This window comes from Streptomyces sp. SS1-1 (assembly GCF_008973465.1).
In the GTDB taxonomy this organism is placed as follows: domain Bacteria; phylum Actinomycetota; class Actinomycetes; order Streptomycetales; family Streptomycetaceae; genus Streptomyces.
The window spans coordinates 2,607,350-2,622,072 of record NZ_WBXN01000004.1 but is presented as its reverse complement, the minus strand read 5'-3'; the positions used below and the strand labels follow the sequence as shown (position 1 = coordinate 2,622,072).

The 14,723-nt window shown below is 71.8% G+C and carries 11 protein-coding genes; 1 reads left to right on the top strand and 10 read right to left on the bottom strand.

Annotated elements, in window-relative coordinates; genetic code table 11:
• Positions 1-81 precede the first annotated feature (81 nt).
• On the top strand, positions 82-1,662 hold the full coding sequence (locus F8R89_RS13100; RefSeq protein ID WP_151784147.1) for a beta-N-acetylhexosaminidase: 1,581 nt from the start codon (positions 82-84) through the stop codon (positions 1,660-1,662).
• Positions 1,663-1,731: 69 nt separating this feature from the next.
• Here the strand turns inward: F8R89_RS13100 and F8R89_RS13095 are convergent, their stop codons facing one another.
• The 10 genes from F8R89_RS13095 to F8R89_RS13050 all read right to left on the bottom strand — a co-directional run bounded on the left by F8R89_RS13095 (position 1,732) and on the right by F8R89_RS13050 (position 14,713).
• Complete coding sequence (locus F8R89_RS13095; RefSeq protein ID WP_151784146.1) at positions 1,732-3,504, bottom strand: IucA/IucC family protein; 1,773 nt, start codon at positions 3,502-3,504, stop codon at positions 1,732-1,734.
• Positions 3,501-4,043, bottom strand: coding sequence for a GNAT family N-acetyltransferase (locus tag F8R89_RS13090; protein WP_151784145.1), 543 nt, complete (start codon positions 4,041-4,043; stop codon positions 3,501-3,503). Before F8R89_RS13090 ends, F8R89_RS13095 begins: the two co-directional genes overlap by 4 nt.
• A complete protein-coding gene (locus F8R89_RS13085; protein ID WP_151784144.1) occupies positions 4,040-5,323 on the bottom strand; it encodes a lysine N(6)-hydroxylase/L-ornithine N(5)-oxygenase family protein in 1,284 nt (427 codons plus the stop codon). Before F8R89_RS13085 ends, F8R89_RS13090 begins: the two co-directional genes overlap by 4 nt.
• Positions 5,307-6,749: a lysine decarboxylase DesA gene (desA, locus tag F8R89_RS13080; protein ID WP_151784143.1), complete on the bottom strand. Its 1,443-nt coding sequence runs from the start codon at positions 6,747-6,749 to the stop codon at positions 5,307-5,309. Before desA ends, F8R89_RS13085 begins: the two co-directional genes overlap by 17 nt.
• Before the next feature lie 141 nt (positions 6,750-6,890).
• Positions 6,891-7,724 carry a siderophore-interacting protein gene (locus F8R89_RS13075; RefSeq protein WP_151784142.1) on the bottom strand — a complete coding sequence of 278 codons (834 nt, stop codon included), beginning with the start codon at positions 7,722-7,724 and terminating at the stop codon, positions 6,891-6,893.
• Positions 7,725-7,826: 102 nt separating this feature from the next.
• On the bottom strand, positions 7,827-8,873 hold the full coding sequence (locus F8R89_RS13070; RefSeq protein ID WP_151784141.1) for an ABC transporter substrate-binding protein: 1,047 nt from the start codon (positions 8,871-8,873) through the stop codon (positions 7,827-7,829).
• 186 nt (positions 8,874-9,059) lie between these two features.
• Entirely contained in the window at positions 9,060-10,220 is a 1,161-nt protein-coding gene (locus F8R89_RS13065; RefSeq protein ID WP_151784140.1) for an acyl-CoA dehydrogenase family protein, read from the bottom strand.
• A gap of 7 nt (positions 10,221-10,227) precedes the next feature.
• Complete coding sequence (locus tag F8R89_RS13060) at positions 10,228-11,163, bottom strand: hydroxymethylglutaryl-CoA lyase (protein WP_151784139.1); 936 nt, start codon at positions 11,161-11,163, stop codon at positions 10,228-10,230.
• Positions 11,160-13,088 (bottom strand): acetyl/propionyl/methylcrotonyl-CoA carboxylase subunit alpha, encoded by a 1,929-nt coding sequence (locus F8R89_RS13055; protein WP_151784138.1) that lies wholly within the window; start codon positions 13,086-13,088, stop codon positions 11,160-11,162. Before F8R89_RS13055 ends, F8R89_RS13060 begins: the two co-directional genes overlap by 4 nt.
• Before the next feature lie 8 nt (positions 13,089-13,096).
• Positions 13,097-14,713, bottom strand: a complete 1,617-nt coding sequence (locus tag F8R89_RS13050; RefSeq protein WP_151784137.1) for a carboxyl transferase domain-containing protein — start codon at positions 14,711-14,713, stop codon at positions 13,097-13,099.
• Positions 14,714-14,723: the final 10 nt, after the last annotated feature.

The window sequence follows — 14,723 nt, the reverse complement described above, 5'->3', positions numbered from 1 at the left end:
GGGGTGGATTGTTCCATCCGGGTCGCGAGAGAGTGGTCCAGACCTCTTGGAGCGTCAACTGCCCATGGAAGGGACGGTTTTGTGAGACACAGAACGCTGCGCCTTCTCGGTTCCCTGGTCCTGGTCGCCCTGGGCGTCTCGGCGACCGGGGCGGCCCCCACCCCCCGCCCGACGCCACCCACCCCGTTCGATCACGTCGTCCCCGCGCCCGCGCACGCCACCCCGGGCGGGCAGCCGTACCGCATCACCCGCGGCACCCACATCCGGGTCGACGGCTCCGGCGAGGCGCGCCGCGTCGGCGAGTACCTCGCCGGCCTCCTGCGCCCCTCCACCGGCTACCGCCTCCCGGTCACCGACCGGGGCGCCGGGGGCATCCGGCTGCGCCTGCACCAGGGCCCCTTCGGCGCCGAGGGCTACCGCCTGGACAGTGGGCCCGCCGGTGTCACCATCACCGCGGCGGCCCCGGCCGGCCTCTTCCACGGCGTGCAGACCCTGCGCCAGCTGCTCCCCGCCGCCGTCGAGAGGGACTCCGTGCAGCCCGGCCCCTGGCTGGTCGCGGGCGGCACCCTCGAGGACACCCCGCGCTACGGCTGGCGCGGCGCGATGCTCGACGTCTCCCGGCACTTCTTCACCGTCGAGCAGGTCAAGCGGTACATCGACCAGCTCGCCCTCTACAAGATCAACAAGCTGCATCTGCACCTCAGCGACGACCAGGGCTGGCGCATCGCCGTCGACTCCTGGCCCCGGCTGGCGGCCTACGGCGGCTCCACCCAGGTCGGCGGCGGCCCCGGCGGCCACTACACCAAGGCGGACTACAAGGAGATCGTCCGGTACGCCTCCTCGCGCTATCTGGAGGTCGTCCCCGAGATCGACATGCCCGGGCACACCAACGCCGCGCTCGCCTCGTACGCCGAGCTGAACTGCGACGGCGTCGCGCCCCCGCTGTACACGGGCACGGCGGTCGGGTTCAGCTCGCTGTGCGCCGGCAAGGAGATCACCTACGACTTCGTCGACGACGTGATCCGCGAGCTGGCCGCGCTGACGCCGGGCCGGTATCTGCACATCGGCGGTGACGAGGCGCACTCCACCAGCCACGAGGACTACGTGGCGTTCATGGACCGGGTGCAGCCCATCGTGGCCCGGTACGGCAAGACGGTGGTGGGCTGGCACCAGCTGACCGGCGCCACCCCGGCGAAGGGCGCGCTCGCCCAGTACTGGGGTCTGGACGGCACGGGCGCCGCGGAGAAGGAACGGGTCGCCGCGGCCGCGCGCAACGGCACCGGGATCGTCCTGTCCCCGGCCGACCGCGTCTACCTCGACATGAAGTACACCGCCGACACCCCGCTGGGGCTGTCCTGGGCGGGCCTGGTGGAGGTGCGCCGGTCCTACGACTGGGATCCGGCCGCGTATCTGCCGGGGGCGCCCGCGTCGGCGATCCGCGGCGTCGAGGCCCCGCTGTGGTCGGAGACGCTGACCCGGTCCGACGAGATCGAGTACATGGCGTTCCCGCGGCTCCCCGGTGTCGCCGAGCTGGGCTGGTCGCCGGCCTCGACGCACGACTGGGACGCCTACAAGGTGCGGCTCGCCGCGCAGGCCGGGCGGTGGGAGGCGCTGGGCATCGACTTCTACCGGTCGCCGCAGGTCCCCTGGCCCTCGGCGTAGGTCCGCACGGCACACGACGACGGGCGCCCCCGGAGGACCGTACTCCGGGGGCGCCCGCCCGTCCGTGGGTCAGAGCCCCGCGAGGGGGTTCTTCAGGGTGCCGACGAGCTGGAGGGCGCCCGCCGGGTCCGTGAGGTCCACCATCTGCCGGTTGTTCCGCAGCTGGAGGCGGTTGAGGCAGGACAGCGCGAACTCGGGGACGAACAGGTCGTACCGCTCGAACTTCTCGGCGAGCTCGGGCACCGACCGCTGGTAGTCGCGGGTCACCTCGGCGACCGTCCCCCAGAAGGCGTCCTCGTCGAGGACGCCCTCGGCGGCGAGGTTCGCCGAGAGGAAGCGGAAGAAGCAGTCGAAGACGTCCGTGAAGACCGACAGCAGTTTGGTGTCCTCGGGCACGTCCACGCGCACCCGCTCGACCGCCGGCGGCAGCACCGCGTCCGGGTCCATGACGGCGATCTCCTCGGCGATGTCCTTGTAGATCGCGCGCCGCACCACCCCGTCCTTCAGGACGAGGATGACGTTCTCGCCGTGCGGCATGTACACCAGGTCGTAGGCGTAGAAGCTGTGCAGCAGCGGGACGTAGTAGGCCCGCAGATAGTGCCGCAGCCACTCCGCCGGGTCCAGGCCGGACCGCTCGATCAGGGCGCCCGCGACCGACGCGCCCTCGTGGTCGACGTGCACGAGCGAGGCCATGGTGGCGAGGGTCTCGCCGTCCTCCAGACGGGCCACCGGGCTCTCGCGCCACAGCGCCGCCAGCATCTTGCGGTACGGCGAGTACCGGTCCGTCGCCGCCTCGTACTCCAGGTGCCGGTAGCCGACGGCGGCCCGCTCCCGGATGATGGACAGCCCCGTCGCGCGCAGCACCGGATCGCCGTCGACGAGCTGGGCCAGCCAGTCGTTGATGGCGGGCGTGGCCTCCATGTACGCGGCCGACAGGCCCCGCATGAAGCCCATGTTGAGGACGGACAGGGCCGTCTTCACATAGTGCTTGTGCGGACTGGTGCTGTTGAAGAACGTCCGGATGGACTGCTGGGCCAGGTACTCGTCGTCGCCCTCGCCCAGCACGACCAGATGCTCCCGGGCGACCTCGGCGGCGAAGGTGACGGCCAGCTTGTTCCACCACTGCCACGGGTGCACCGGGATGAGGAGGTAGTCGCCGGGGTCGAGGTCCCGCGCGCGCAGCACTCCGTGGAACCGCTCGACGGTCTCCGCGCCCAGCTCCTCGCGCAGGAACGACTCGTACTCGACGCCGACGCCGGCCGTGAAGGCGGCGCGCGAGCGGTGGGCCGCCAGCCACACCAGCCGGACCGGGCGCGCGGCCTCCGGGGCGTACTCCATGTACTCGTGGACGCCGAAGCCGAGCCGCCCGTTGTTCGCGACGAAGCAGGGGTGGCCCTCGGTCATCCCGGCCTCGATGGCCTGGAACCCGGACCCAGCCAGCTCGGCGGCCGGGACCTGCGGCTTGGTCAGCTTGTAGCAGGTGCCGGAGAGGGTGGAGGAGATCTCCTCCAGGTACACCGGCAGGATCTCGTCGCTCAGCCCCAGGGACTTCTGCAGCTCGACGAAGAAGTCCAGCGCCTCCAGCGGAAGTTCGGCGTCGTCGCGGTGCCGGGCGATCGAGCCGGCGTCGATCTGCCAGTGGTCCAGGGCGCGCCGCACGGCGGTGAACGTGTACCGGGTGCGCTCGTCGTCGCTGCGGACCGTGTAGCGGCCGTCGCCGGACGGCTCGGGGGTGAGCAGGCGCTCGTGGGAGAACTCGGCGAGCGCCTTGCGGATCAGGAGGCGGTTGGCCCGCGCCCAGCGGTCGGGGGACAGGTGCGCCACGGCGTCGGACAGGCTCATACGGTCGCTCCCCGGGCCGCCTCGAACTGCTCACGGGTGCAGAAGCTCAGCAGCGCCCTCTTCTCGGGCTTCTGGATCTCGCGCTCGGGCACGAACCCCACCGCCGCGTTCAGGGCGTGGACGGCCTTGTTGGCGACGTCCGGCTCCACCACGACCCGCCGGACCGCCGGGTCCTCGAAGAGGTGCTCCATCACGGCGGTGATGACGGCCCGCGTGAAGCCGTGCACGGGACGGTCGGTGGCCGGGGTGAGGAAGTGCATGCCCACGTCGCCCGGCAGCGGGTCGTACAGGCCGACCAGCTCGCGGTGGGCGGGGTCGTACCTCTCCATCAGGAAGGCGGGCGTCCCGTGCTCGTCGAGGCCGAGCAGGGCGTGGTGGTGCTCGTCGGCGGCGATCTCCATGTAGGCGCGCTCGACGTCCTCCAGCCTCGCGTCCCGCATCATCCAGAACGCGGCCTTGGGGTGGGTCACCCAGGAGTGCAGGAGCTCGGCGTCCCGCAGCGGGTCGAGGGGGCGGAAGGTGAAGGTGCGGGTGCTCATACGGCGAACTCCTGGAACGCGATCGTCTTCTCGACGGGGTAGTACTCGGTGCCGAGCAGCTCGCGGATGATGTACGCGTTGCGGTACGGCCCCATGCCCAGGTCGGGGCTGGTGATGCTGTGCGTGTGGACGCCGGCGTTCTGCAGGAAGATCCCGCGGCCGGTGACGTCGACGGCGTAGTTGCGGGCGACGTCGAAGTTGCCCCGGCCGTCGTAGACCAGTCGGTCGCGCACCGGGCGCAGGAACTCCGGCTCGGCGTACCGGTAGCCGGTCGCCAGCACCAGGCCCTGCGACTCGATCGTGAAGTCCTTGCCCTGCTCCTCCTGACGGAAGTCCAGGGTGTACGTGCCGTTCTCGTGGCGCGCGCCGGTGAGGGCGGAGTTGGTGAGCAGCCGGGTGGGGACCGGGCCGCCGAGGCTCTTCTGGTAGAGCAGGTCGAAGATCTCGTCGATCAGATCGCCGTCGATGCCCTTGAACAGGCCCTTCTGCTCGGTGGTGAGCCGGTAGCGGGTGTCCTCGGGCAGCGCGCGGTAGTAGTCGACGTACTCGGGGGACGTCATCTCCAGCGTGAGCTTGGTGTACTCCAGCGGGAAGAACCGCGGGGAGCGGGTGACCCAGTTCAGCCGGTAGCCGTGGACGTCGATCTCGGCGAGCAGGTCGCGGTAGATCTCGGCGGCGGACTGCCCGGAGCCCACCAGTGTGATCGACTCCTTCCGCTGCAGCTCCGCCTTGTGCTGGAGGTAGCGGGAGTTGTGCAGGAAGTCGCCGCCGAGGCCCTCGCACGCCTCGGGTATGTGCGGCGGGGTGCCGGTGCCGAGGACGAGGTGGCGGGCCCGGTAGGTGTCGCCGGCCTCGGTCCGCACGGCGTAGACCCCGTCCTCGTCCTCGTACGTCACCTCGGTGACCGTCGTGCCGAAGCGGACGCTGCTCAGCCGGCTCGCGGCCCAGCGGCAGTAGTCGTCGTACTCGACGCGCAGCGGGTAGAAGTTCTCCCGGATGTAGAACGAGTACAGCCGGCCCTTCTCCTTCAGGTAGTTCAGGAAGGAGTACGGCGAGGTCGGGTCGGCGAGGGTCACCAGGTCCGACATGAACGGCGTCTGGAGGTGGGCGCCGTCCAGGAACATGCCCGCGTGCCACTCGAAGTCGGGCTTCGACTCCAGGAACACGCCGTCGAGTTCGGCGATCGGCTCGGTCAGGCAGGCGAGGCCCAGGTTGAACGGGCCGAGCCCGATGCCCACGAAGTCGTGGATCACGGACGGGTTGTCAGGACGCGCGGTCAAGGGAGTCTCCCAGGTACTGCTCGGCGTGGCCGGCGATCAGGTCGAGGACGGCGGCGATGTCTTCGGTCGTCGTCTCGGGGTTGAGCAGGGTGAACTTCAGGTAGTGGCGGCCGTCGACCTTGGTGCCCGCGACCACGGCGTCGCCGGAGGCGAACAGGGCCTTGCGGGCGTACAGGTTGGCCCGGTCGATCGCGGCCGGGTCGGTGACGGCGGCCGGGATGTGGCGGAAGACGAGGGTGGACAGGCTGGGCTCGACGACCACCTCGAAGCGGGGGTCGGCGGCCAGCATCCGCCAGCCCTCCGCGGCCAGGTCGCACACCTCGTCGAAGAGCTGCCCGATGCCGTCGGCCCCCATGGTGCGCAGGGTCATCCACAGTTTGAGCGCGTCGAACCGGCGGGTCGTCTGGAGGGACTTGTCGACCTGGTTGGGGATGCGCTCCTCGACCATCCGGCGGGGGTTGAGGTACTCCGCGTGGTAGGTGGCGTGCCGCAGGGTCGCGGCGTCGCGGACCAGCACGGCCGACGAACTGACCGGCTGGAAGAAGGACTTGTGGTAGTCGACGGTGACGGAGTCGGCGCGTTCGATGCCGTCGATGCGGTCCCGGTACTTCACGGAGGCGAGCAGGCCGCAGCCGTAGGCGGCGTCGACGTGCATCCAGGTGTCGTACTGCTCGCAGAGCCCGGCGATCTCGGGCAGCGGGTCGATGGAGCCGAAGTCGGTGGTGCCGGCGGTGGCGACGACGGCCATGGGGACCAGGCCGTCCCGGGTGCAGCGCTCCAGCTCGCGGGCGAGCGCGACGGTCTGCATCCGCTGGTCGTGGTCGACGGGGACGGACACCACGGCGTCCGGGCCGAGCCCCAGCAGTTTCGCGGACTTCTTCACGCTGAAGTGGCTGGCCTCCGAGGCGAAGACGCGCAGTTTCGCCAGGTCGCCGGTCTTGGCCTCCTCGCGGGCCAGCAGCAGCGCCTGGAGGTTGGACTGGGAGCCGCCGGAGGTGAACACGCCGTCGGCGGCCGGGCCGAGGCCGATCCGGGCGGCCGTCCAGTCGACGAGCTTGCGCTCGATCAGGGTGCCGCCGGCCGACTGGTCCCAGGTGTCCAGGGAGGAGTTGACGGCGGAGAGTACCGCCTCGCCCACCACCGCCGGGATGACGACGGGGCAGTTGAGGTGGGCGAGGTAGCGCGGGTGGTGGAAGTAGACGGCGTCCCGGAGGTAGACCTCCGCCAGCTCGTCGAGCACCGCGGTGGTGTCGTGCAGCGGGCGGTCGAGGTCGATGGCGTCGACGGCGGGCGCGAGGTCGTCGGCCGTGACGCCGGTGAACGGACGGTCGGTGGCGGCGAGTTGGGCGGCCACCCGCTCGATGCCTTCGGTCACGGAGCGGCGGTACCGCTCCGCGGTCGTGTCGTTGAGCAGGTGCGAGCGCATGGGGAGGTCCTCCGGTGGGGACGGGGCTCTGGGGAGGCGGAGCGTGGTTCAACTTAGGTAAGCCTAACCTAAGTTGGCGTTGCGTATGCCGCGCTGGGACGTGACCGGGGTCACGGGGGGCGCGTGTCGGGCGCCCGAGGGTCACGCCGACGCGCGCAGCTGTTCCTCGCTCATGCCGTGCCGCCAGTAGCCCACGAACGTCACCCGGCGGCGGTCCAGGCCGCGTTCGGCGACGAAGTGCCGGCGCAGCGCCTTCACGCAGCCGGACTCACCGGCGAGCCAGACGTACGGCCGCTCGGCGTCGGGGAGATGGGCCGCCCGGACGGAGTCCAGGGCCAGGGGGGTGCCCTCGGGGTGCGACCGGTCCCGGATCAGCCAGGTGATCTCGGCGTCGGCGGCGGTCGGCAGGTCCTGGACGTCCCCGGCGTCCCGCACCTCCAGCCACACCTGGGCGCGCGTGCCGGCGGGCAGCGTCTCGAGGACGGCGGCGACGGCGGGCACGGCGGTCTCGTCGCCCCACAGGACGACCGGTCCGGTGTCGGCGGGCGGCCGGAAACGGATCGCCCGGTTGTCCGCGATCGCGGGGCCGAGCACCAGCACCCGGTCGCCCGCGGCGGCCCGCGCCGCCCAGGACGAGGCCGGGCCGGCCGGGGTGTGCAGCACGAAGTCGACGTCGATCTCGCCGGCGTCGCGGCGCAGCGCGCGCAGCGTGTACGACCGCATCACCGCCCGTACGCCGTCCGGCAGTTCGCGCCAGCCCTGCCACCAGCCGTCGCCCAGTTCGACGGGGACGCGGGGCTCGCTCTGCCCTGGGTGCGGCAGGAACAGCGACAGGGACTGGTCACGCCCGTCGGAGAGGAAGTGCTCCAGGTCCGCGCCGCCGAAGGTGACCCGGACCAGGGACGGGGTGAGCCGCCGGGTCCGTTCGACGTGGAGCGCGAAGAAGCGGAAGGGGGCTGCGACGGCGGTGGTCATAGGGGGTGACTCCCGGATCGACGTCGGTGTGCCTGCTCAGGGGGTGCGGGGTGACCGGCCGGTACCGGCCCGCGTCCGCCCCGCACCCCGGGTGGCCGCTTCTCAGGCGACCTTCTTGGCCTTCTCGATGGCCTCTGCCAGGTTCGTCAGCAGCGGTGTGCACTTGGCGTACGACAGGATCGGCTCGGGCGAGCGCGGGATGACCTGACCGGCCTTCACGGCGGGCAGCTTCTTCCAGGTGCCCTCGGAGATGTCGGCCGGCTGGATGGTCTGGGTGCGGTCGTCCATCATGATGATGTCGGCCGGGTACTTGTCGACGTTCTCCCAGCTCAGGCTCTCGTACCAGCCGCCGCCCTCCTTCTTGGCGCTCTCCGGCGGCTCCACGAAGTTCACGCCGAGGGCCTTGAAGTACTCCAGGTCGATGGAGAGGTTCGTGCCGGAGACGTAGAAGATGTCCTGGCTGGCGGAGCCGGCCATCACCTTGATCTCCGGGCGGGCCTTGGCGGCCTTGCGCAGACGCTCGGCGGCCGCCTCGAACTCCTTCTTGGCCTGGGCGGCCTTGCCGCTCTTCAGGTCGGCGCCGAGGGACTCGGCCAGCGCCCACACCCGCTCCAGCGGCTGGGTCAGCTGACGGTCGTAGACGGAGACGGCCACGCTCGGGGCGAGCTTGGCGATCTTGTCCTTGGACGCCTCGGGGACGTACCAGAGGGTGCCGGCGCTGTCGAAGGTCGTGGAGATGAGGACCTCGGGGGCGAACGCCGCGTACTTCTCGACGCTGAACTGGTCCCAGACGTTGCCGAACACCGTCAGCTTGCTGACGTCCATGTCGCCGGCCTGGACGTCGGCCTTGCCGTCCTTGGTCTTCGTCGGTCCGAAGACGCCCTCGACCTCGATGCCGTAGTCGTAGAGGGCGGCCGCCACACCGACGAAGGCGACGATCCTCGTGGGGACCTTGTCCAGCTTCACGGTGGTGCCGCGGTCGTCCTCGAACGTCCAGGGACCGGACTTCCCGGCGCCCGCGGCCTCGTTCGACCCCCCGCTCTTGGCGTCGTCGTCCCCGCAGGCCGTGAGCACGGCACCGAGGCCGAGGGCGCCACCGGCGGCGAGGATGCCGCGGCGGGTGAGACGGGTGGCTCTGGCGTTGGACATGGCTACGCTGCTTTCGAACAGGGCTGATCACCGCTGGACAGTTCAAAGGTAGGTTAGCCTAACCTCAGCTGATGTCCAGAGGGTGGGGCGCTCCGAGCGGCCCCGCGCCCGGCCCCGCACGCCGCGAGGCCCAACGCTCCGGCGCTGCCGGGACGTTGAGCCTCGTTCGGTTCGTGGCGCGGCAGGTCAGCCCGCGAGCCCCAGCTCCCGCGCGATCAGCATGCGCTGCACCTCGCTGGTGCCCTCGCCGATCTCCAGGATCTTGGAGTCCCGCCACATCCGGGCCACCGGGTACTCGTTCATGAAGCCGTAGCCGCCGTGGACCTGCGTGGCGTCCCGGGCGTTGTCCACCGCGACCGTGGACGAGTACAGCTTCGCCAGCGCCGCCTCCTTCTTGAACGGCTCCCCGGCCACCAGCCGGGACGCCGCGTCGCGCCACGCGAGGCGGGCCGTGTGCGCCTTCATCTCCATGTCGGCGATCTTGAACTGGATGGCCTGGTTGGAGCCGATCGGACGGCCGAACGCGTGCCGCTCCCTGGCGTACTTCACCGACTCGTCCACACAGCCCTGCGCCAGGCCCGTGGCCAGCGCCGCGATCGCGATGCGGCCCTCGTCCAGGATGCGCAGGAACTGCGCGTAGCCGCGGCCCTCCTGGCCCAGCAGGTTGGCCGCCGGGACGCGGACGTCCACGAAGGACAGCTCACGGGTGTCCGAGGCGTTCCAGCCGACCTTGGAGTAGGGGGCGGCGACCGTGAAGCCCGGGGTGCCGGCGGGCACGATGATCGAGGAGATGAGGGGCTTGCCGTCCGGCTTGCGGCCCGTCACCGCCGTCACCGTCACCAGACCGGTGATGTCGGTGCCGGAGTTGGTGATGAAGCACTTGGTGCCGTTGATCACCCACTCGCCCGTCGACTCGTCGAGCCGGGCCGTCGTCCGGGTCGCGCCCGCGTCCGAGCCGCCGTCCGGCTCGGTCAGGCCGAACGCGCCGAGCATCTCACCGGAGCACAGCTTCGGCAGCCAGGTGCGCTTCTGCTCCTCGGTGCCGAACAGATGGATCGGCATGGCGCCCAGCGAGACACCCGCCTCCAGCGTGATGGCCACCGAGGAGTCGACGCGGGCCAGCTCCTCCAGGGCGATGCCCAGCGCCAGGTAGTCGCCGCCCATGCCGCCGTGCTCCTCGGGGAACGGCAGGCCGAACAGTCCCATGCGGCCCATCTCCCGCACGATCTCGTACGGGAACTCGTGACGCTCGTAGAAGTCGCCGATCTTCGGCGCCACGACGTCGTGGGCGAACGCCTCCACCGTGCGGCGGAGGTCCTCCAGTTCGGGGGAGAGACGGTGGTCCATGGCTCTTTCACTGCTCCTTGTGGGAGAGGGCTCGTACGGTGCGGGAGGGGCTGGGCCGTCCCAGCCGGCCGGCCATCCACTCGCTCGTGGCGACGAGGTGGCCGAGGTCGACCCCGGTGTCGATGCCGAGGCCGCGCAGCATCCACACGAGGTCCTCCGTGGCGAGGTTGCCGGTGGCGGACTTGGCGTACGGGCAGCCGCCCAGACCGCCCGCGGAGGCGTCGACGGTGGTGACGCCGTGCTGGAGGGCGGCGTAGGTGTTGGCGAGGGCCTGCCCGTAGGTGTCGTGGAAGTGCACGCCGATGACGTCGGTCGGCACGCCCTCCTCGTTCAGCAGCGACAGCAGCGCGCGCACATGGCCCGGGGTGGCCACGCCGATGGTGTCGCCGAGGCTCAGCTCGTCGCAGCCCATCGCCACGAGCGCCTTGCACACCCGGACGACCTGGGGGAGCGGCACGGCGCCCTCCCAGGGGTCGCCGAAGCACATCGACACGTACCCGCGCACATGCACGCCCTCGCCCTTCGCGCGCCGCACCACCGGCTCGAACACGGCGAGGGACTCGTCCAGCGTGCGGTTGAGGTTGGCCTTGGCGAACGACTCGGTGGCGCTGGCGAACACCGCGACGCGCCGGGCGCCGAGCGCGAGGGCCCGGTCCAGGCCCCGGTCGTTGGGGACGAGGACCGGCAGCTCGACGCCCTCCAGCCCGGAGACGAGCGGGAACAGCTGCTCGGCGTCCGCGAGTTGGGGGACCCACTTGGGGTGGACGAAGCTGGTCGCCTCGATCGTCGTCAGACCGGCCGCGGCGAGCCGGTGGACGAACTCCGCCTTGACCTCGGTGGGCACGGTCGACTTCTCGTTCTGCAGGCCGTCGCGCGCGCCGACCTCGTGGATGCGCACCCGGGCCGGCAGACCCGGCGCCGGGACGGACATGGGCAGCGTCATCGGTCCTCCTCCGCCGGGGTGACGACCGCCAGGACCTGGTCCATGGCGACCGTCGTACCGGGTGTGACGTCGAGTTCGGCGACGGTGCCGGCGTGCGGGGCGGAGATGACGTGCTCCATCTTCATCGCCTCCACCACGAGCAGGCTCTGGCCCGCCGTCACCTCGTCGCCCACGGCGACCTTCACCACCGTCACCGTCCCCGGCATGGGCGCGGTGAGCGAGTCGGCGCCCGTGTGGGCGGCACCGGTGAGCGAGGCGGCCACCGGGTCGTGGTCGCGTACGTGCCAGGCGTCGCCGTCGCGGCCCAGCCAGTCGGCGGCCCGCTGGAAGGTGTGCCGGACGCCGTCGAGGGTCACGGACACCTCGTCGTCGGTGACGGTCGCCGAGCCGCGCGGGGTGTACTCCACGGGCTCCTGCACGCGCAGGTGGAAGCCCACCGGGCGCGGGGTGCCGCCGAGCCGCCAGCCGCTCGGCACCGAGAACGGGTCGGTCCAGCCGTCGCCCCCCGGGCGCAGCGCGTCGAGGCGGACGGCCGCCGCCGCCTCGTACACCTCCTCGGGCACCTCGGTGGTGACCAGGTCGTCGACCACGCGCTCCACCAGGCCGGTGTCCAGCTCGCCCGCCACGACCGCCGGATGCGCCAGCAGCCGCCGCAGGAAGCCCGCGTTGGTCGGCACGCCCAGCGTGACCGTCCCGGCGAGGGCCGCGCGCAGTTTCCTGAGCGCGGTCGCACGGTCGGGGCCGTACGCGATGACCTTGGACAGCATCGGGTCGTACAGGCTGCCGACCTCGGTGCCCTCGCTGAGCCCGGAGTCGGTGCGCACGCCGTCGCCCTGCGGCTCGCGCAGCCTCAGCACGGTGCCGCCGGACGGCAGGAAGCCGCGCGCCGGGTCCTCGGCGCAGACACGGGCCTCGACGGCGTGCCCGGTGAGCCGGATGTCGTCCTGCCCGAAGGCCAGCCGCTCCCCGGCCGCCACCCGCAGCTGCCACTCCACCAGGTCGATGCCGGTGATGAGTTCGGTGACGGGGTGCTCCACCTGGAGCCGGGTGTTCATCTCCATGAAGTAGTACGACGACGGGTCGCCGCCCGGCACGATGAACTCGACCGTGCCCGCGCCCCGGTAGCCGCAGGAGCGGGCCGCCTGCACGGCCGCCTCGCCCATCGCCGCGCGCGTGGCCTCGTCGAGGAGCACGCTGGGCGCCTCCTCGATGATCTTCTGGTGCCGGCGCTGCAGCGAGCACTCGCGCTCGCCGAGGTGCACGACGTCGCCGTGCCCGTCGGCCAGGACCTGGATCTCGATGTGCCGCGGCCGGTCGATCCACCGCTCCACCAGCAGGGTGTCGTCGCCGAAGGAGGCGCGGGCCTCGCGGCGGGCGGCGGCGATCTCGTCCGCCAGCAGCGCCGCGTCCCGCACCAGCCGCATGCCCTTGCCGCCGCCGCCCGCCGACGGCTTGAGCAGCACCGGCATGCCGATCTCACGGGCCGCGTCGGCCAGTTCGGCGTCGGAGAGTCCGCTGCCGCTGGAGCCCGGTACCACCGGGACCCCGGCGGTCTTCACGGTCTCCTTGGCCCGGATCTTGTCGCCCATCAGGGAGATGGCGTCGGCGGGCGGCCCGATGAAGGCGAGCCCGGCGTCGGCGCAGGCGCGCGCGAAACCGGCGTTCTCCGCGAGGAAGCCGTAGCCGGGGTGGACGGCCTGGGCGCCGGTGCGGGCGGCGGCCTCCAGCAGCCGCTCCACGGACAGATAGCTCTCGGCGGCCGGCGCCGGACCGATGCGTACCGCCATGTCGGCCTCGCGCACATGGCGGGCGTCGGCGTCCGCGTCGGAGAAGACGGCCACCGAGCGCACGCCCAGCGCGCGCAGCGTCCGGACGACCCGGACGGCGATCTCGCCCCGGTTGGCCACGAGTACGGTGTCGAACATGGTCCCCCTCACATCCGGAAGACGCCGAACTGGGGGTCACCCAGGGGCGCGTTGGCACAGGCGGTCAGGGCCAGACCCAGCACCTGGCGGGTCTCCAGCGGGTCGATGACCCCGTCGTCCCAGAGCCGGGCGGTGGCGTAGTAGGCGTTGCCCTGGCGCTCGTACTGCTCGCGCACGGGCGCCTTGAACGCCTCCTCGTCCTCGGCCGGCCAGGTCTCGCCGCGCGCCTCCAGCTGGTCGCGCTTGACGGTGGCGAGGACCGAGGCGGCCTGCTCACCGCCCATGACGGAGATCTTGGCGTTCGGCCACATCCACAGGAAGCGCGGCGAGTAGGCGCGGCCGCACATCGAGTAGTTGCCCGCGCCGTACGACCCGCCGACCACGACCGTCAGCTTCGGCACGCGGGTCGAGGCGACCGCCGTGACCATCTTGGCGCCGTGCTTGGCGATGCCGCCGGCCTCGTAGTCCTTGCCGACCATGAACCCGGAGATGTTCTGCAGGAACACCAGCGGGATGCCGCGCTGGTCGCACAGCTCGATGAAGTGGGCGCCCTTCTGGGCGGACTCCGAGAACAGGATGCCGTTGTTGGCGACGATCCCGACCGGGTGCCCGTGGATACGGGCGAAGCCGGTGACCAGGGTCTGCCCGAACTCGGACTTGAACTCCGCGAACCGGGAGCCGTCGACCACGCGCGCGATGATCTCTCGGACGTCGTAGGGGGTGCGGGAGTCGACCGGCACGGCGCCGTACAGCCCGGACGGGTCGACCTTCGGCTCGACGGCGGGCGTCACCTCCCAGGGGAGGTCGCGGCGGGCCGGGAGGGTGGCGACGATGTTCCGCACGATGCGCAGCGCGTGCGCGTCGTCCTCCGCGAGGTGGTCCGTCACCCCGGACACCCGGGAGTGGACCTCGCCGCCGCCGAGTTCCTCCGCGGTGACGACCTCGCCGGTCGCCGCCTTCACCAGCGGGGGCCCGCCGAGGAAGATCGTGCCCTGGCCGCGCACGATCACGGCCTCGTCGCTCATCGCGGGGACGTAGGCGCCGCCGGCCGTGCAGGAGCCGAGGACCGCGGCGATCTGCGGGATGCCCGCGCCGGACATCCGGGCCTGGTTGTAGAAGATCCGCCCGAAGTGGTCGCGGTCCGGGAAGACCTCGTCCTGCATCGGCAGGAAGGCGCCGCCGGAGTCGACCAGGTACAGGCACGGCAGCCGGTTCTCCAGGGCCACCTCCTGCGCGCGCAGGTGCTTCTTGACGGTCATCGGGTAGTAGGTGCCGCCCTTGACCGTGGCGTCGTTGGCGACGATCACGCACGCACGGCCGCTGACCCGCCCGATCCCGGCGATCACACCGGCCGCCGGGGCCTGTCCTTCGTACATCCCGTCGGCGGCGAGGGGGGCCAGCTCCAGGAAGGGGGAGCCGGGGTCGAGCAAGGTGTCGACCCGGTCGCGGGGCAGCAGCTTGCCGCGCGCGGTGTGCCGGGCGCGGGCCTTCTCACCCCCGCCGAGCCGCACCGCGGCCAGCTTGGCGCGCAGTTCCTCCCCGAGCGCCCGGTGGGCCTCCTCGTTGGCCCGCCAGGTCTCCGACGCGGGATCCGCCGCGCTCTGGAGCTCCGGTGCCTCGTGCATTCTCGCGGTC